At 31.8% G+C, this 18821-nt stretch carries 16 protein-coding genes and 2 pseudogenes; 2 read left to right on the forward strand and 16 right to left on the reverse strand.

The annotated features are described in order from the left end of the window. Positions 1–267 precede the first annotated feature (267 nt). The 7 genes and pseudogenes from Q1A15_RS20360 to Q1A15_RS20390 form a co-directional block, all read right to left on the reverse strand. Entirely contained in the window at positions 268–687 is a 420-nt protein-coding gene (locus tag Q1A15_RS20360) for a hypothetical protein (RefSeq protein ID WP_299628205.1), read from the reverse strand. Beyond that, a pseudogene (locus Q1A15_RS20365) lies at positions 671–1624 on the reverse strand (RHS repeat-associated core domain-containing protein); the annotation flags it as partial. The pseudogene Q1A15_RS20365 and the gene Q1A15_RS20360, both read right to left, overlap by 17 nt. Before the next feature lie 719 nt (positions 1625–2343). Continuing rightward, a complete protein-coding gene (locus Q1A15_RS20370) occupies positions 2344–2688 on the reverse strand; it encodes a hypothetical protein (RefSeq protein WP_299628207.1) in 345 nt (114 codons plus the stop codon). Beyond that, on the reverse strand, positions 2664–2969 hold the full coding sequence (locus Q1A15_RS20375) for a hypothetical protein (RefSeq protein WP_299628209.1): 306 nt from the start codon (positions 2967–2969) through the stop codon (positions 2664–2666). The genes Q1A15_RS20370 and Q1A15_RS20375 overlap by 25 nt, the downstream gene beginning before the upstream one ends. A 2-nt stretch (positions 2970–2971) precedes the next feature. Next, the gene (locus tag Q1A15_RS20380) at positions 2972–3859 is read right to left on the reverse strand and encodes a tyrosine-type recombinase/integrase (protein WP_299628211.1); all 888 of its coding nucleotides are present in this window, start codon (positions 3857–3859) and stop codon (positions 2972–2974) included. After that, a complete protein-coding gene (locus Q1A15_RS20385) occupies positions 3852–4784 on the reverse strand; it encodes a tyrosine-type recombinase/integrase (protein ID WP_299628213.1) in 933 nt (310 codons plus the stop codon). Before Q1A15_RS20385 ends, Q1A15_RS20380 begins: the two co-directional genes overlap by 8 nt. A gap of 116 nt (positions 4785–4900) precedes the next feature. Then, positions 4901–6427, reverse strand: a complete 1527-nt coding sequence (locus Q1A15_RS20390; protein WP_299628215.1) for a hypothetical protein — start codon at positions 6425–6427, stop codon at positions 4901–4903. A gap of 156 nt (positions 6428–6583) precedes the next feature. Here Q1A15_RS20390 and Q1A15_RS20395 point away from each other — a divergent pair, with 156 nt between their 5' ends. Then, entirely contained in the window at positions 6584–6916 is a 333-nt protein-coding gene (locus Q1A15_RS20395; RefSeq protein WP_299628217.1) for a helix-turn-helix transcriptional regulator, read from the forward strand. 189 nt (positions 6917–7105) lie between these two features. On the opposite strand, the gene Q1A15_RS20400 is transcribed toward Q1A15_RS20395, so the two are convergent. The 7 genes and pseudogenes from Q1A15_RS20400 to Q1A15_RS20430 form a co-directional block, all read right to left on the reverse strand. Continuing rightward, positions 7106–7483, reverse strand: a complete 378-nt coding sequence (locus tag Q1A15_RS20400; RefSeq protein WP_299628219.1) for a hypothetical protein — start codon at positions 7481–7483, stop codon at positions 7106–7108. 5 nt (positions 7484–7488) lie between these two features. After that, positions 7489–8373 (reverse strand): annotated as a pseudogene (locus tag Q1A15_RS20405) (RHS repeat-associated core domain-containing protein); the annotation flags it as partial. Positions 8374–9092: 719 nt separating this feature from the next. Beyond that, on the reverse strand, positions 9093–9437 hold the full coding sequence (locus Q1A15_RS20410; protein ID WP_299628207.1) for a hypothetical protein: 345 nt from the start codon (positions 9435–9437) through the stop codon (positions 9093–9095). After that, entirely contained in the window at positions 9413–9718 is a 306-nt protein-coding gene (locus Q1A15_RS20415; RefSeq protein WP_299628209.1) for a hypothetical protein, read from the reverse strand. The genes Q1A15_RS20410 and Q1A15_RS20415 overlap by 25 nt, the downstream gene beginning before the upstream one ends. A 2-nt stretch (positions 9719–9720) precedes the next feature. Beyond that, positions 9721–10608: a tyrosine-type recombinase/integrase gene (locus tag Q1A15_RS20420; RefSeq protein ID WP_299628211.1), complete on the reverse strand. Its 888-nt coding sequence runs from the start codon at positions 10606–10608 to the stop codon at positions 9721–9723. Beyond that, positions 10601–11533, reverse strand: a complete 933-nt coding sequence (locus Q1A15_RS20425; RefSeq protein WP_299628213.1) for a tyrosine-type recombinase/integrase — start codon at positions 11531–11533, stop codon at positions 10601–10603. The genes Q1A15_RS20420 and Q1A15_RS20425 overlap by 8 nt, the downstream gene beginning before the upstream one ends. A gap of 116 nt (positions 11534–11649) precedes the next feature. After that, the gene (locus Q1A15_RS20430) at positions 11650–13176 is read right to left on the reverse strand and encodes a hypothetical protein (protein WP_299628215.1); all 1527 of its coding nucleotides are present in this window, start codon (positions 13174–13176) and stop codon (positions 11650–11652) included. Positions 13177–13332: 156 nt separating this feature from the next. Here Q1A15_RS20430 and Q1A15_RS20435 point away from each other — a divergent pair, with 156 nt between their 5' ends. Next, positions 13333–13665: a helix-turn-helix transcriptional regulator gene (locus tag Q1A15_RS20435; RefSeq protein ID WP_299628217.1), complete on the forward strand. Its 333-nt coding sequence runs from the start codon at positions 13333–13335 to the stop codon at positions 13663–13665. Between the two features lie 189 nt (positions 13666–13854). Here the strand turns inward: Q1A15_RS20435 and Q1A15_RS20440 are convergent, their stop codons facing one another. Next, on the reverse strand, positions 13855–14232 hold the full coding sequence (locus tag Q1A15_RS20440) for a hypothetical protein (protein WP_299628219.1): 378 nt from the start codon (positions 14230–14232) through the stop codon (positions 13855–13857). Between the two features lie 5 nt (positions 14233–14237). Next, positions 14238–18818, reverse strand: coding sequence for a DUF6443 domain-containing protein (locus Q1A15_RS20445; RefSeq protein WP_299628221.1), 4581 nt, complete (start codon positions 18816–18818; stop codon positions 14238–14240). Positions 18819–18821 lie beyond the last annotated feature (3 nt).

Here is an 18821-nt window from a genome sequence, read left to right on the forward strand (position 1 = left end):
TCTACAATACTTTATACTATCTACCAGTACATCGAAATAAATTTGTCTTGTAAATACATCTACCCAATATACTGTAGTAAAAGACACAAAATAAATGCCTGATCCATTATGGAATTTATATTTTCTACTCATAGCTTTACTAAAATATAAAAACTAAACAAAAAAAACCACAACACTTATAAAAATGTTGTGGCTATTATATTTAATTAATGTTATTGAATACTCTTACTTGGCACCCGAAAGGATTCGGGCGCTAGCGAGGGGGGGCTAATCTGACCCATTACCAATTATGTATGTATCATATGTTGAAATTTTACTTGAAGGAAAAATATGCATTTTCTTTTTTTCAGAGTACAAACCCATACCTTTTGATATTTTAAACTCTAGTTTAGAAATAATTTCACTCATATACTTATCTTTAAAAAAATGAATATATTTTTTATAATTGTTGTTATCAAGCGTATCAAATGTATATATGGTATTATATAATTTCAAGATAATTGTCAACTCCTTTTCATTAAAATCTTGTTCAGATTCCATCATAGAGCAATACATTAATACTTTTTCATCAAATTGTTTTAATGTCATTTTATTTTCAACTTTTAAAGTTCTTTGAGAGGATAAGCTACAACTCAATAGACCTGAGAGAATTAATATGATAAATATATTCTTATTTATTTTTTTCATAATCAATTATTTTTTGTGATGTTTCAGAAAAATTACTTGTCGCTTTAACAGGAGTAGCATGAGGTATTATATTTCCATCTTTATCTCTACTAAAACTCCATGTAAAAGAGCCAACAACTTGATCTTTACCCGAACCTCCGTAATTCGTTAAAACAAAAGTTGTATCAAAAGTTATATCTTTAATATTATACCCTACAACAGCAGTTGGAATATCAAATATAGTAATCTGACCAGTGCTTGTATTATTATCCCAAATTGCATTGGCATAATTTACATCATTCAAATCATCTTCACTATTGTAATAATTTCCATTTCCTGATTGTCCTGGAGAATTTGGTCCACCATCAACAAATGCTGTTCTAATTTCACCATTAATATTCATTTCTTGAAGATCAGGATTGTTAAGTTGCTCTGCATTAACGGTCTGTATAATTTGTAATCCATCTGCCCCTAAAGAGCTTGAAACTTCAACTCTTACATCAGTAATTAATGGTTCATTTGTGTGGAATTTCACAGAGCTATTATTACTTCTATTAGTTTTTACGTAATCACCCGAACGACCAGTACCTCCTCCTACTTGAGTAATTGTTGGACGGGATATTATTGGATCTTGTGATGGAAAAACAGTATGTACTCCAAATCCAAGACCATTAATTACATCATTTCCATTAGGAACAAACCCTTCAAGTCCTTCAATCTCTATTTTCCAAACAGGGTTATTTGATGCAAATTGATACAATATTTGATTTGGATAATCTTCAGCAATAGGATCTATTCCAAAAAATCTACCTAAAGCTGGGTCAGCATTTCTCCATTTATAAGATATCCAACCAAGTCCAAGTTCATCTTGATGTTCTTGTCCAAGATACCCCAGTTTTTGAGCTGTGGAGTTTCCAAGTGAAGAAACGTTGTTATTATAGCCTTTATGTTTCAATCCAAAAGGATAGTAGTTTACGCGTTTTTTTTAAAAACAGGCACACTTTTTTAACGGTTATCTACCAAAATCATAAAAAAATTGAACGTCCATAGCATCTTCTTTTCCTATTCCAAAGATAAAAAAACTAACCTAATCCGCGCCAGTAAAACCCTTGTCTTTTACTGGCTTCCACTCCCTCGATATCTTACATAATTGGCATTATAATACACTTGTATTTCATGTCAGGTACTTATAATGTAAATTATGTAAAATACTCCCTTCATCCATGCGCCCAAACGCTTTTTGAGTGGACGTAACCTATAAACAAGTCATTTTAAATCATAACGCAACTCCTCGCAGCTGCAGCCGCTGTTGCGTTATGATTAAAAACGTTTTGATTCTTTTTCCGTCAAGAGTAAGTAAACGTTTTAAAAGTATTGGGTTTTGCGGTTGATGACGAAGCAGAGAAGCCAATGCTTTTAAAATGACTTGTTTTTCATTCAGTATGGGAGCGTTGGAAGTGCGGCAATTTTACATAATAGTGTTATAACTACCTGGAGTTTACGCAAGAGTATTATAACAGCTATTATGTAACTTTGCTTTGGTGATGTGGCTGGTGAGCGGAACAACTTTAAAAACAGAGAGAAGAGAGGAACGAGCTGGCTGGATTTAAAGTTGTGGGGCAATACGTACTGATTGGTTTTTAACGAGCAACGAAGCGAAGCGGAGTTGCGAAGCTTTTAACTTCTTTTCTTCCTTCTTAATGGATTCATTGAAGTAGCAAAAAAATCTGTGACATAAACTGTATTTGTTGACACTTCTATAAAGTAGATAATCTTAATTGTATTACGTTTTGTTATAGGGTAAATCAATGATCTAAACTCTTTATTAAAACTAGCCAAATCTTCTTCTAAACTTCCTCTTTCTGGATTAATTTCTAAAGACATAGCTAATGCTATAATTTCATCTGATTTTTTATTAGCACTTTCAACACTATGGGTTTCGTACAGGTGAGTTAATAAATTCCAGTAGTACTGCTCGGCTTTTGAGGTAATTTCTACTACATAGCTTTTTGATTCTTCCAATGGTCAACTTCTTTCTTAAATTCTTTGATAGATCTTGTTTCTCCTTTTTCGATAGCTTCTAAAGATGCTTGTGCTCTTTCTTTTAATTCTTGTACCTCTGTAGTATAAAAATTATCTGATTCTTTAATTCCTTTGTCGATCATCGTTTCTAGCTTATTAAAAAGAGTCTCATTAATATGAAACAACTTTTGTATAAACTCATATTTTCTTGCTTCTAAATCCATAATCGTTACCGTTTTGGGTTTACAAAGATAATTTAATGTTTTTATTTCTCTTTTCATAATTAACTTATCGGGTGGAAGTTGTTAACGATTTCATGTAAACTTTCTAAATCGTCTTGTACATATCTTTCTGTGGAACTGATATATCGATGTCCTGCTAAGATTTGTACTTCTCGTAAGTTATAATGCCTTAACCAATTCGTAATTACACTTGCGCGTATTTGATGTACATTCTTTACTTTATAATTCCTCTTTTTTAACTTCTTTAAAACGTGTTGTATCGTATTACCTAATCTTGCGTTGTTTGGGATAAATACGCGATTACTTTCTATATTTTTTCTTGTAATGATTTCTTCTCTAATCTCTTTTATGTATTCTAAAAACTCTATGACTTGCCATGATTTTAATTCTAGAGTTCTGCTGTTACTTCTTGCTCCACTTTTTATATAAACCCTTCCCTTGTATAATTGTAAATCTTCAAGTTCTAAATGTATCAGTTCTGTGGTAGTTAAACCTTGATAGACTAACAACCCTAATAATACTTTATTGCGTTTTGCTGTTAAGCTATGGTATGGGTCTTTTATATATTCTGTTTGGTAACTGTAGTATAAATCTTCTAGTTCGTCAGCTTCAAGCAAATTGTAATTCGTTATCCTTTTTACGCCTTTAATATTAATATTTTCTATTGGATTGTCTACTCTGTAATTCTCTGAGAGTAGATAGTTAAAATATACTTTTAGACTTCCTATTTTATGCTTTACAGTCTTCTTTGTTGTTCTTCTGTTCTGTAGGTACTTAATGTATTTTAATAGTGTTTTATAATCAATACGCTCTGGATTGGTGTGATTGTTTTTGCTCCAAGCTATAAACTTATTTGCTTGTATCATGTAACCTTTAACCGTACTTTCTCTGTAGTTCTCTTTTTCTAAGTACTTTTTATAATTATTCATCTTGATGTATTGTTTTTAATAGATGTGTATAGATTTGTGTAGATTCTAAAGAGCTATGCCCTAAAAAGGTTTTGATATTTTCTAGCTTTACTTCATGCTCTAATAGATGCGTAGCTATGGAGTGACGTAATGTGTGAAGTGTAATCTTTTTATCAATAATACTTTTATTAGCAGTGACTTGTACTAACTTTTCTAATCGATTAGCAAAACTCATTCCTTGCATACGCTTTCCTTGCTTACTCATAAATAAGGCTTCACTTACATGGGCATCTTTAAACTCTAGTCGAGCTTCGTAGATATAATCTTCTAAGATTGCTGCATTCTTACGATTAATAGGTACAAAACGTTCTTTGTAATTCTTGCCTTTTCTAACTAAAATTCTTTCTTTATCAAAAAGGATATCACTAACATCTAAGTGTACAGCTTCATTTCGTCTAAGTCCACAGCTGTAGAGTATTACTAACATAGCTTTGTCTCGTAATCTAAATCGCTGCTCGTGATGACTATAATTCGTCGCATTAAATAGTTCTTTAATCTCGGATTTGGTAAGTATATTAATCTTTTCTTCAGTTGGGTTTTCTTCTGATTTTAGATGCACCGTAATTCCTCTATGATTGTGATGTTGTAAATATTCTTTAAACTTCTTTAAGGCTTGTTGGTGTTTGTTTAAGTAACTTTTACTTAAGGCTCCGCTTTGTCTTTGATTGCTTCGTTCTTGTAAATAGCTGTAATAATCTTTTACCGTTTGCGTAGTAATTTGATTGATATTCTTAATACAGCTTTGTTCCAGATAATAAAAAAACTCTTGTAAGTGATTTGGTAAATAATACACCGTACTTTCTGCATAACCTAAGATGTCTAACCACTCTTTAAAACTAACCAACAACACTTTATAACTCTGATTTTGTAACTGTAATTTTTTCATAGGTCGGTTGTGTTTTTTTAAAAGATGTACTTTAGTTACAATAAACTCTTACTGTTTATGTTAACTTCGCCGTTAAGTAGTGACGAACTATAGCGAAGTAGCGAACTTCGACAAACTCAGTTAACAAGGTTGATTTGATCTGTACAATCTTGTAACGCCTTACTTATTTGATCTTTAAGGTTTGTATATTCATTAATATCTATAATTTCATAATGATATAATTGACCTTTCTTTCCTTTGACTTTTTTGATATAACCTTCTTCTAAAAGTTGTTTGTGATAACGGCGTAATGTAGTTTCTTTTATCCGTAGGTTTTTTCGTATTTCTGAGCTAGTATAACTTGTTTTGTTTTCTATAAATAAATATCTTTTCAACTTCTCTAAATAATCTCTACATGCTCCTGTTATCGTATCTGATTTTCTAAGTAAAACTTCTGTGATTAATTCGTTAGCTTCTTCGATATCTTCAATTGTGGTTTCGATATACATTTCGCCTGTTTCTTCATTTACGTGTTGTTCTCTTTGATATTGTTTGTAAAAGGTAATTGCTTCTATAAATTGTAAATAATGTGAGTTAGTTCTTCTTGGTTTAAACACGGATTGTGGTAACTCTAAATGTTCCGCATAAGGATTGATTACCTTAATAGGTTTGAGTACTCTTTGTACATCTTTTAGTAATTCTCTAGCTTCTATTTGTTCTTCTTCATTGAGTTTACCTGCACTTATTAATCGCTGATAGTTCATAATACGTTTGTCTTGCTCCTCGCTTTCATCGATATACAGCAAAAAACTACGATTACTATTATCTTCATAAACACTTTCTTGTGTGGTACAACCCGATACACTTACTGGTCCTTCAACCGTTAAATGAATCGTCTTTGTTGTTCCCTTTCTATCTTTATGTACAACCGTTTTGGTAATTCTCTTTTTAGACTGTAATTCTCGTAGTGGATATAACACACTTTCTGCGCCGTCTAAATCTTCGATTAAAATAAGTTTATGTTGTAATTCGGTACGATTGAAGTAATAAAAAGCATTGGCTGAGAGTACTGTTATTTCTACTTTGTCTTCTTCGGGTATTAGCTCTGCAACCTTAGATTGTAAGTGTGTTTTTCCAACTCCGCTACCTCCTAAACTAATACAATGTAACGGATTGTTAGTTTTTCTGCTTGTAAATATGAGATACATCAGCAAGCGGTTAGTGTACTCACCGATTACTCCGCTTTTGCCGATGCACTCATTTGTTCTTTTTAGCAAATTCCCCTTCTTTAAAAATGCCTCTGCGGCTCGCAGTTCACTGGCATTTAAAGTTTTGTATTGTGGTTTATTAGCTTGTTCCTCTTTGCTAAGCAGTAAAAATCTGTAGTTCTCTAATTCGTGTGTTAATTCTTGTAATACTTTTCTTGTTATACTAGTTCCAATCTCTAAGCGTTCGGCTATTCTTCTAACAAACTTTTCTACTTGAGTATCGTTGTATAAATCTATGGAGTGGCGTAAAATATTGGTTGACTTTAACTTTTGTATGCTGAGCGTTACGCGTAAACTCTCTAGTTTATTTAGCTTTAAACCGCCTAATACATGAACTTCTAAGTGTTTTGTGGTGTATTTGTAATTGTTTGGATTGGAAGTATTAAGTTTAGTCATCTTAAAAGATTAAAAAATTACTATTCTCATATTTGTCTCAAAAGTAACTATTTCGAGAACATTAACAAAGACTTATATAAGATTTATTATTTTTTACGACTAGATTTTGTCTTATATTCGCATTAAAGAGGTGTAAAAAGATTCTAATTCTCAATAATGACTATAGCAGAACGTATACGATTATATAGACAACAAAAGGGTTTTTCTCAAAATGAGTTAGCCGAACTTTCTGGGGTAAATAATAAGAGTTTATCGAGATATGAGTTAGGAAGTAGTATTCCGCCTGCTGATGCTTTAAAAAATATAGCAGATGCACTTGCAATATCTGCCGACGCTTTATTAAGTGATGATATCATAACTATAAAAGATAAAGACTTATTAAATCGATTTGAAACAATTCAAGATATGACGGGAGATGACAAGCTAATAGTAATAAAGTTTCTTGATCTTGTAATTAGAGACTACAAAGCCAAACAAGCATATTCTTAAAAACAAAAAACCACGCTATACTAAAATAACGTGGCTTATATAAAAGTAAAACTCTATTAACTTACTCGTAAACGGCACTCGATAGAATCGAGCGCTAGCCGCTAATTTGACATTCGAGCGCTAGCGGGGAGACTTTTAATTATTTAAAATCATATTTTTTAATATGACCCTGTTTACTACATTACCTATCTAGTTTATTTTTTGCATGTTGCATTTTAACTCTTTAGTTATAAAAACAGAAAAATATTCGCTATCCTTCCAAATCTTTTTACCTTCAATATCTGGAGAAAACAGAGAATCTGATTTTGTAATATTTAAGTCTATCTCATTCACCAAAATTTTTATATTATCATATATTTTAACTTTATTAATCTCTTTAAGATTATTATTGCTTTTAGGGATTATAATAACTCCCTTAACTGAATTTTCAATTTTCTTTACTTTAAGAAGGTAACTTGTATCTGTCGAATCTATCTTTAAAATATTAAATTTTTCTTTTTTTTGACAAAAAGCTAATACAGGCAAAATAATTAAAATAGTAAATAGGAATATTTTTTTGGAATACATAATTTCTATTTTTTCTGTAATTTAAAATTCTTCTCTTTATATAAAACTTTTCTCTTTCTACCTTTGGTAACATACATTGTGACATCTCCTCTCAATGTAGTATAATTTACATTACTTATTTCAGGCTTATAGCCAAAACTAATATTTCGTCTAGAATCTGAATTATTTGCTTTTTTGTGGGCAGATACATATTCTTGACTATTTGGTTTAGCTCCTGGTGATTCAACGGCACCTATATATGCTTCCACTACTTCATGAAGAATTGTTACTCCTTCTTTCTGACCAATAAAATCTTCTTTAATTTTTGTATGATTAGGATTTACTGTTTGAGTGGCTGTTATACTTCCATCATCATTAACAGTGCTTCCCCCAAATGCTCCTCCTGTAAAAAGATTTCCACTCTTAGCAACAGTATTTTTATCAGTTGCATCAACGTTAACTATTCTTTTACTATCCTCTGTTGCTTTTAAAAGATGTGATGCTGCGCTTCCTTCTTCTAAAGTAACTCCTTCATTAACTGTCGCCCTAACTTTTCCTTTTTTATCTATTGTCAAAGTTAATTCAGAACTAACTGATTTTTGAAGTTGACTAAAAGCTTCGTCCGCTAATTCTCCATTAATAATAACATCCTGAGGTCCCATTCCGGTTGGGTCAATAAATCTAATAGGACTATTATATACGAAGTTATATGGAGACCATTCATAAAACTCTTCAGCAAGAGGATCAATATTCATCCACCTACCTAAACTAGCATCATAATTACGAGCATCAAAGTCATGCCATTGTAGACCTAACTCTTCATTAAGTTCTTTTCCGTTATACCCAAACTTCTGCGCCGTACTATTTCCAAGCGAGTTAGTAATATTATTATAGCCTTTATGTTTCAATCCAAAAGGATAGTAGTTTACGCGTTTTTTTTAAAAACAGGCACACTTTTTTAACGGTTATCTACCAAAATCATAAAAAAATTGAACGTCCATAGCATCTTCTTTTCCTATTCCAAAGATAAAAAAACTAACCTAATCCGCGCCAGTAAAACCCTTGTCTTTTACTGGCTTCCACTCCCTCGATATCTTACATAATTGGCATTATAATACACTTGTATTTCATGTCAGGTACTTATAATGTAAATTATGTAAAATACTCCCTTCATCCATGCGCCCAAACGCTTTTTGAGTGGACGTAACCTATAAACAAGTCATTTTAAATCATAACGCAACTCCTCGCAGCTGCAGCCGCTGTTGCGTTATGATTAAAAACGTTTTGATTCTTTTTCCGTCAAGAGTAAGTAAACGTTTTAAAAGTATTGGGTTTTGCGGTTGATGACGAAGCAGAGAAGCCAATGCTTTTAAAATGACTTGTTTTTCATTCAGTATGGGAGCGTTGGAAGTGCGGCAATTTTACATAATAGTGTTATAACTACCTGGAGTTTACGCAAGAGTATTATAACAGCTATTATGTAACTTTGCTTTGGTGATGTGGCTGGTGAGCGGAACAACTTTAAAAACAGAGAGAAGAGAGGAACGAGCTGGCTGGATTTAAAGTTGTGGGGCAATACGTACTGATTGGTTTTTAACGAGCAACGAAGCGAAGCGGAGTTGCGAAGCTTTTAACTTCTTTTCTTCCTTCTTAATGGATTCATTGAAGTAGCAAAAAAATCTGTGACATAAACTGTATTTGTTGACACTTCTATAAAGTAGATAATCTTAATTGTATTACGTTTTGTTATAGGGTAAATCAATGATCTAAACTCTTTATTAAAACTAGCCAAATCTTCTTCTAAACTTCCTCTTTCTGGATTAATTTCTAAAGACATAGCTAATGCTATAATTTCATCTGATTTTTTATTAGCACTTTCAACACTATGGGTTTCGTACAGGTGAGTTAATAAATTCCAGTAGTACTGCTCGGCTTTTGAGGTAATTTCTACTACATAGCTTTTTGATTCTTCCAATGGTCAACTTCTTTCTTAAATTCTTTGATAGATCTTGTTTCTCCTTTTTCGATAGCTTCTAAAGATGCTTGTGCTCTTTCTTTTAATTCTTGTACCTCTGTAGTATAAAAATTATCTGATTCTTTAATTCCTTTGTCGATCATCGTTTCTAGCTTATTAAAAAGAGTCTCATTAATATGAAACAACTTTTGTATAAACTCATATTTTCTTGCTTCTAAATCCATAATCGTTACCGTTTTGGGTTTACAAAGATAATTTAATGTTTTTATTTCTCTTTTCATAATTAACTTATCGGGTGGAAGTTGTTAACGATTTCATGTAAACTTTCTAAATCGTCTTGTACATATCTTTCTGTGGAACTGATATATCGATGTCCTGCTAAGATTTGTACTTCTCGTAAGTTATAATGCCTTAACCAATTCGTAATTACACTTGCGCGTATTTGATGTACATTCTTTACTTTATAATTCCTCTTTTTTAACTTCTTTAAAACGTGTTGTATCGTATTACCTAATCTTGCGTTGTTTGGGATAAATACGCGATTACTTTCTATATTTTTTCTTGTAATGATTTCTTCTCTAATCTCTTTTATGTATTCTAAAAACTCTATGACTTGCCATGATTTTAATTCTAGAGTTCTGCTGTTACTTCTTGCTCCACTTTTTATATAAACCCTTCCCTTGTATAATTGTAAATCTTCAAGTTCTAAATGTATCAGTTCTGTGGTAGTTAAACCTTGATAGACTAACAACCCTAATAATACTTTATTGCGTTTTGCTGTTAAGCTATGGTATGGGTCTTTTATATATTCTGTTTGGTAACTGTAGTATAAATCTTCTAGTTCGTCAGCTTCAAGCAAATTGTAATTCGTTATCCTTTTTACGCCTTTAATATTAATATTTTCTATTGGATTGTCTACTCTGTAATTCTCTGAGAGTAGATAGTTAAAATATACTTTTAGACTTCCTATTTTATGCTTTACAGTCTTCTTTGTTGTTCTTCTGTTCTGTAGGTACTTAATGTATTTTAATAGTGTTTTATAATCAATACGCTCTGGATTGGTGTGATTGTTTTTGCTCCAAGCTATAAACTTATTTGCTTGTATCATGTAACCTTTAACCGTACTTTCTCTGTAGTTCTCTTTTTCTAAGTACTTTTTATAATTATTCATCTTGATGTATTGTTTTTAATAGATGTGTATAGATTTGTGTAGATTCTAAAGAGCTATGCCCTAAAAAGGTTTTGATATTTTCTAGCTTTACTTCATGCTCTAATAGATGCGTAGCTATGGAGTGACGTAATGTGTGAAGTGTAATCTTTTTATCAATAATACTTTTATTAGCAGTGACTTGTACTAACTTTTCTAATCGATTAGCAAAACTCATTCCTTGCATACGCTTTCCTTGCTTACTCATAAATAAGGCTTCACTTACATGGGCATCTTTAAACTCTAGTCGAGCTTCGTAGATATAATCTTCTAAGATTGCTGCATTCTTACGATTAATAGGTACAAAACGTTCTTTGTAATTCTTGCCTTTTCTAACTAAAATTCTTTCTTTATCAAAAAGGATATCACTAACATCTAAGTGTACAGCTTCATTTCGTCTAAGTCCACAGCTGTAGAGTATTACTAACATAGCTTTGTCTCGTAATCTAAATCGCTGCTCGTGATGACTATAATTCGTCGCATTAAATAGTTCTTTAATCTCGGATTTGGTAAGTATATTAATCTTTTCTTCAGTTGGGTTTTCTTCTGATTTTAGATGCACCGTAATTCCTCTATGATTGTGATGTTGTAAATATTCTTTAAACTTCTTTAAGGCTTGTTGGTGTTTGTTTAAGTAACTTTTACTTAAGGCTCCGCTTTGTCTTTGATTGCTTCGTTCTTGTAAATAGCTGTAATAATCTTTTACCGTTTGCGTAGTAATTTGATTGATATTCTTAATACAGCTTTGTTCCAGATAATAAAAAAACTCTTGTAAGTGATTTGGTAAATAATACACCGTACTTTCTGCATAACCTAAGATGTCTAACCACTCTTTAAAACTAACCAACAACACTTTATAACTCTGATTTTGTAACTGTAATTTTTTCATAGGTCGGTTGTGTTTTTTTAAAAGATGTACTTTAGTTACAATAAACTCTTACTGTTTATGTTAACTTCGCCGTTAAGTAGTGACGAACTATAGCGAAGTAGCGAACTTCGACAAACTCAGTTAACAAGGTTGATTTGATCTGTACAATCTTGTAACGCCTTACTTATTTGATCTTTAAGGTTTGTATATTCATTAATATCTATAATTTCATAATGATATAATTGACCTTTCTTTCCTTTGACTTTTTTGATATAACCTTCTTCTAAAAGTTGTTTGTGATAACGGCGTAATGTAGTTTCTTTTATCCGTAGGTTTTTTCGTATTTCTGAGCTAGTATAACTTGTTTTGTTTTCTATAAATAAATATCTTTTCAACTTCTCTAAATAATCTCTACATGCTCCTGTTATCGTATCTGATTTTCTAAGTAAAACTTCTGTGATTAATTCGTTAGCTTCTTCGATATCTTCAATTGTGGTTTCGATATACATTTCGCCTGTTTCTTCATTTACGTGTTGTTCTCTTTGATATTGTTTGTAAAAGGTAATTGCTTCTATAAATTGTAAATAATGTGAGTTAGTTCTTCTTGGTTTAAACACGGATTGTGGTAACTCTAAATGTTCCGCATAAGGATTGATTACCTTAATAGGTTTGAGTACTCTTTGTACATCTTTTAGTAATTCTCTAGCTTCTATTTGTTCTTCTTCATTGAGTTTACCTGCACTTATTAATCGCTGATAGTTCATAATACGTTTGTCTTGCTCCTCGCTTTCATCGATATACAGCAAAAAACTACGATTACTATTATCTTCATAAACACTTTCTTGTGTGGTACAACCCGATACACTTACTGGTCCTTCAACCGTTAAATGAATCGTCTTTGTTGTTCCCTTTCTATCTTTATGTACAACCGTTTTGGTAATTCTCTTTTTAGACTGTAATTCTCGTAGTGGATATAACACACTTTCTGCGCCGTCTAAATCTTCGATTAAAATAAGTTTATGTTGTAATTCGGTACGATTGAAGTAATAAAAAGCATTGGCTGAGAGTACTGTTATTTCTACTTTGTCTTCTTCGGGTATTAGCTCTGCAACCTTAGATTGTAAGTGTGTTTTTCCAACTCCGCTACCTCCTAAACTAATACAATGTAACGGATTGTTAGTTTTTCTGCTTGTAAATATGAGATACATCAGCAAGCGGTTAGTGTACTCACCGATTACTCCGCTTTTGCCGATGCACTCATTTGTTCTTTTTAGCAAATTCCCCTTCTTTAAAAATGCCTCTGCGGCTCGCAGTTCACTGGCATTTAAAGTTTTGTATTGTGGTTTATTAGCTTGTTCCTCTTTGCTAAGCAGTAAAAATCTGTAGTTCTCTAATTCGTGTGTTAATTCTTGTAATACTTTTCTTGTTATACTAGTTCCAATCTCTAAGCGTTCGGCTATTCTTCTAACAAACTTTTCTACTTGAGTATCGTTGTATAAATCTATGGAGTGGCGTAAAATATTGGTTGACTTTAACTTTTGTATGCTGAGCGTTACGCGTAAACTCTCTAGTTTATTTAGCTTTAAACCGCCTAATACATGAACTTCTAAGTGTTTTGTGGTGTATTTGTAATTGTTTGGATTGGAAGTATTAAGTTTAGTCATCTTAAAAGATTAAAAAATTACTATTCTCATATTTGTCTCAAAAGTAACTATTTCGAGAACATTAACAAAGACTTATATAAGATTTATTATTTTTTACGACTAGATTTTGTCTTATATTCGCATTAAAGAGGTGTAAAAAGATTCTAATTCTCAATAATGACTATAGCAGAACGTATACGATTATATAGACAACAAAAGGGTTTTTCTCAAAATGAGTTAGCCGAACTTTCTGGGGTAAATAATAAGAGTTTATCGAGATATGAGTTAGGAAGTAGTATTCCGCCTGCTGATGCTTTAAAAAATATAGCAGATGCACTTGCAATATCTGCCGACGCTTTATTAAGTGATGATATCATAACTATAAAAGATAAAGACTTATTAAATCGATTTGAAACAATTCAAGATATGACGGGAGATGACAAGCTAATAGTAATAAAGTTTCTTGATCTTGTAATTAGAGACTACAAAGCCAAACAAGCATATTCTTAAAAACAAAAAACCACGCTATACTAAAATAACGTGGCTTATATAAAAGTAAAACTCTATTAACTTACTCGTAAACGGCACTCGATAGAATCGAGCGCTAGCCGCTAATTTGACATTCGAGCGCTAGCGGGGAGACTTTTAATTATTTAAAATCATATTTTTTAATATGACCCTGTTTACTACATTACCTATCTAGTTTATTTTTTGCATGTTGCATTTTAACTCTTTAGTTATAAAAACAGAAAAATATTCGCTATCCTTCCAAATCTTTTTACCTTCAATATCTGGAGAAAACAGAGAATCTGATTTTGTAATATTTAAGTCTATCTCATTCACCAAAATTTTTATATTATCATATATTTTAACTTTATTAATCTCTTTAAGATTATTATTGCTTTTAGGGATTATAATAACTCCCTTAACTGAATTTTCAATTTTCTTTACTTTAAGAAGGTAACTTGTATCTGTCGAATCTATCTTTAAAATATTAAATTTTTCTTTTTTTTGACAAAAAGCTAATACAGGCAAAATAATTAAAATAGTAAATAGGAATATTTTTTTGGAATACATAATTTCTATTTTTTCTGTAATTTAAAATTCTTCTCTTTATATAAAACTTTTCTCTTTCTACCTTTGGTAACATACATTGTGACATCTCCTCTCAATGTAGTATAATTTACATTACTTATTTCAGGCTTATAGCCAAAACTAATATTTCGTCTAGAATCTGAATTATTTGCTTTTTTGTGGGCAGATACATATTCTTGACTATTTGGTTTAGCTCCTGGTGATTCAACGGCACCTATATATGCTTCCACTACTTCATGAAGAATTGTTACTCCTTCTTTCTGACCAATAAAATCTTCTTTAATTTTTGTATGATTAGGATTTACTGTTTGAGTGGCTGTTATACTTCCATCATCATTAACAGTGCTTCCCCCAAATGCTCCTCCTGTAAAAAGATTTCCACTCTTAGCAACAGTATTTTTATCAGTTGCATCAACGTTAACTATTCTTTTACTATCCTCTGTTGCTTTTAAAAGATGTGATGCTGCGCTTCCTTCTTCTAAAGTAACTCCTTCATTAACTGTCGCCCTAACTTTTCCTTTTTTATCTATTGTCAAAGTTAATTCAGAACTAACTGATTTTTGAAGTTGACTAAAAGCTTCGTCCGCTAATTCTCCATTAATAATAACATCCTGAGGTCCCATTCCGGTTGGGTCAATAAATCTAATAGGACTATTATATACGAAGTTATATGGAGACCATTCATAAAACTCTTCAGCAAGAGGATCAATATTCATCCACCTACCTAAACTAGCATCATAATTACGAGCATCAAAGTCATGCCATTGTAGACCTAACTCTTCATTAAGTTCTTTTCCGTTATACCCAAACTTCTGCGCCGTACTATTTCCAAGCGAGTTAGTAATATTATTATAGCCTTTATGTTTCAATCCAAAAGGATAATAATTAGATTCTTCTACGATTTCATTTTGGGTAATATTACCATCTCCGTTATTATCTGTATATGATAAGCGTATGTTTCCTAAATGATCTTTGTATTGGTATACGTAATCAAATGATGAGATTGCCGCGCTACCGCTCGCAATGACAGGTTGTGTGTAACCTTCTGCATGGTTGAAGAATTGTAAAGTTTCTTCATTGTTATCTCTTTGTTCATAGATATAATTACTTGCATAGTTAATTGTCAAATCATAAGGATGTTCATTTGATACTATTTTTCTTAGCTTCTCTCCAATAGCCGAATAAAAATATTCAATGCCACCATCTTCAAACTCTACGAAAACAGGAAGATTTAAATGATTATAATCAATATTTACTATACCTTTATTTGCATCGGTAATCATATTACCATTGGCATCGTAAGTATAATCATCTCCTGAAGTATTTCCATCTTTGAAACCATAATGACCACTGTAAGCTAAACTTGTATTATCTGTAACTTTTTTAAGTTTATTTCCACTATCATAATCATAAGTCAACTTATCCATATCTCCAAAAATAGTCGCTTGAATATTCCTCGGACCTTGACGTCGAAGTGAAGTAATATTTCCGTTCTTATCGTAATTTACAGAATTCAGGTTATATCGTCCTGTGTTGTCGATAGCACTTGAGATTCTATTCAGTGCATCATAAGAGTAATTGTAAGTCTTTTTACTGTTATCTACATTGGCAGTTTGCCAGCTAGTCTGAGAAATATTACCATTATATAAACGCTTACTTAACTCCACATCACTATCGTTATACTTGATTCTAAAGTTAAACAAATCATTGTCATTATGCACATCTTCATTGATATTTGTTAACCATCCACGAACATTGTACTTATAATCAACCTTTTGTAATCCTTTACTGTTGTCTACAATCTTAAAGTCTTTGATAGTTGTTCCTGTTGAGTGAATAGAAATATCCCCTAATAAAGTACCTGAAGATGTTTTTGTTGAAATATAAAATGTTTCTCCATTCTTTTTATAGTGAATCTTATTTCCAACACGTTCAACTCTAAATACAGATCCCGGTGTATTAAAGTTATCTAAAACTAACTTACTTCCTCCTGACTCATAAACCTTCACAGAACTTTGACCATTTATATAAATAGCATAATCTATTGTTGTGTATGATGCATTGGTATTATTTTGAGATAAACCAACCATATAAAATTTATGCCCTACATTAGTTATAAACTCCACATAACCATTTCCATTGATATTTCCTTGAGTTGCTAATCCATGAGACCAACCTTGAGCAGCTGTTTTGGTTATAGTATTATTATTAATTGTTATACCACTTGTGACATCTTTATATCCAGCTTTGGTTCCGTTTCCTACTAATTTACTCTCTAATTGACCTAAATCATCATAATTATTCTTTACAATTCGTTCTGAGATTTGATCATTTACCTGTTGTGTTTGACTTACCAAACGATCCATATGATCATACTCGAATCGATCTACGGTAATAATATCAGCCTTTCCTGTTTTTTTGTGAGTAGTTTTTGTTTCTAAAACTTTACCTGTAAAATCATCTAACTTATTCTCAACAATGTCTATTGTATTTAAATAGTCATTCTTTGAATACACATAAATAGGACGAGCCTTTTCATCGTAATAACTTACTGTTGTGATCCAATCGTTAGTAGATAAAACTCGTACTTTAGTCACTGTAGCTAATCCTTTAGTTCTTGTTGTAGAAGTTTGACCATAACTCGTAGTTACTGTAACTGATAAACCACTTGGTAAATCTACATAAGTGTCATAGTAGTTTACTGTGTAAACTTCTGTTACTGCTGTTGGAATAGATGTACTTGTATAAAATAGATTTATGTTTCCTCTTAATTGAGAAGTTAATTCTCGTTTTTCAAATTGAGTGTAATTTCCAGTACAAGCATAACGTTGCATGTCTTTTCTGAAAGATGTATTAAAAGTATAACCAGTATAGATTACTCTACCTAGTTTATCGTACTTGGTAAATAACCATTGGTTTTTTACTTTTAAATTAGGATCTTGAGTTAAGACAGGACGATCTAATTTATCATAAACGATATATTCCCAACCTTTACCAGGTATTTTCTTTTCAACCAAACGGTTTCTATTATCGTATTTGTATTGATAACATAATTCACTTAAAACCGTACTTGATGGCTTAGCTACTGTTCCTTCTGCCTTTGGTGGTAATACATAAGTTAAATTACCATAATCATCGTAGACATAATATGTATCGTGTCGTTGATTATTATTGTATGTACGTTTTAAAACTACTTGTCCTTGTTTGTTCTTAAACTCTTCGGTAGTATGATCTAAACCTGAAGTCCAGTTTTCATCCTTGGTAATCGTTTTACTTAATTCTCCTAATTTATAATATCCGTTATTATTACTACTTGCAGTATTTAATTGTAATGTTGGAGTATATAGATTGTCAGAAAAAAAAGTCGTTATATAATATTTACGAACTTCATTTCCTAGATTGGCTTGGTAATCGAATCGAATTTCATGATTATTACCTAATTTCCAATCTGTTCCCGGTGCTGCTTGTTGCATTACTCGGTTTAAAGGTGAATTTTCAAATCCTTTTTCTGAATATGCATTGATGTCTCCAGGTAAACTTACTCCTGCAAAATCCTTAGCATATTTTTTGCCATAGTATGATTGAGTGGCTAATTCAACATCGCCCGTACGAAGGTTTGCATTGTTTGCCCCATTAGTAAATGGTAAATATTCTTTGGTTTGTCTTCCTAAATTATCATAACTCACATGAGTAACAATATCATTTATTTGCTCTTCTCCTACTAAAGTAGTTGGACGATTCTTTAAAGCATCTAAAGGTAACTCACTACCATCTAACTCTTGAAATAATGGACTCCAAAAATATTGACGGACTGTAGTATCAGTAGTGTAAAATAAATAATTACGTAAACGAGTTTGTGTATTATCTGATCTCCACCTGAATTCGTTACCGCCTGCCAATTTATTACCATTAACATCGTACACGCCGCTTATGCCTGTATTTGAACCTCTATATGTATGTGGGTGTACAACTCCAACCAATAAATACCAAGTATTAGCATCAGGTAATAAGAGATGAGTAAAATATGGGTTTCCATTAGCACTTCCATCTAGATTATCCACATTCTGTATTCCATGGTATGTTCTACCTTGAGCAGTAATACCAGTTTTATTTTTCTTAACCCAAATACTGTAACGATAACTTTTCGTATTGTCAATCTTAAAATAATCAGTATTCCATCCTCCATCTGGACCACTTGCTGCGTTTGGAATACACTCCCATAATAAGTCGGTATCTCCAAAAGGTGTCGTTCCTGAAACGATTCTATTTTCTGAATCTATACCAATTCTATTGAAAAAATCAGTAGAGCCTGTGTTTCCTGATGTCCAATCTAACGGAATTACATTAGAAGAAACTGTATTTCCTCCTGCTTCTAATCCAATACTCTGTTTTAATCGGCCTAAACCATCAAAGTATTGAATGGTAGTCATAACCTTATTTTTGTCATGACCTGTAATTGGTGTGGTTCTCGCTTCTTTATAAGCTTTTGTAACCACATAGTTCTCATTCGTATTCTGTGAGAATACGATAACAGGAACTAGTAATAATATATAGAATATCTTTTTCATTGC

Source organism: uncultured Tenacibaculum sp., assembly GCF_947495995.1.
GTDB lineage: Bacteria > Bacteroidota > Bacteroidia > Flavobacteriales > Flavobacteriaceae > Polaribacter.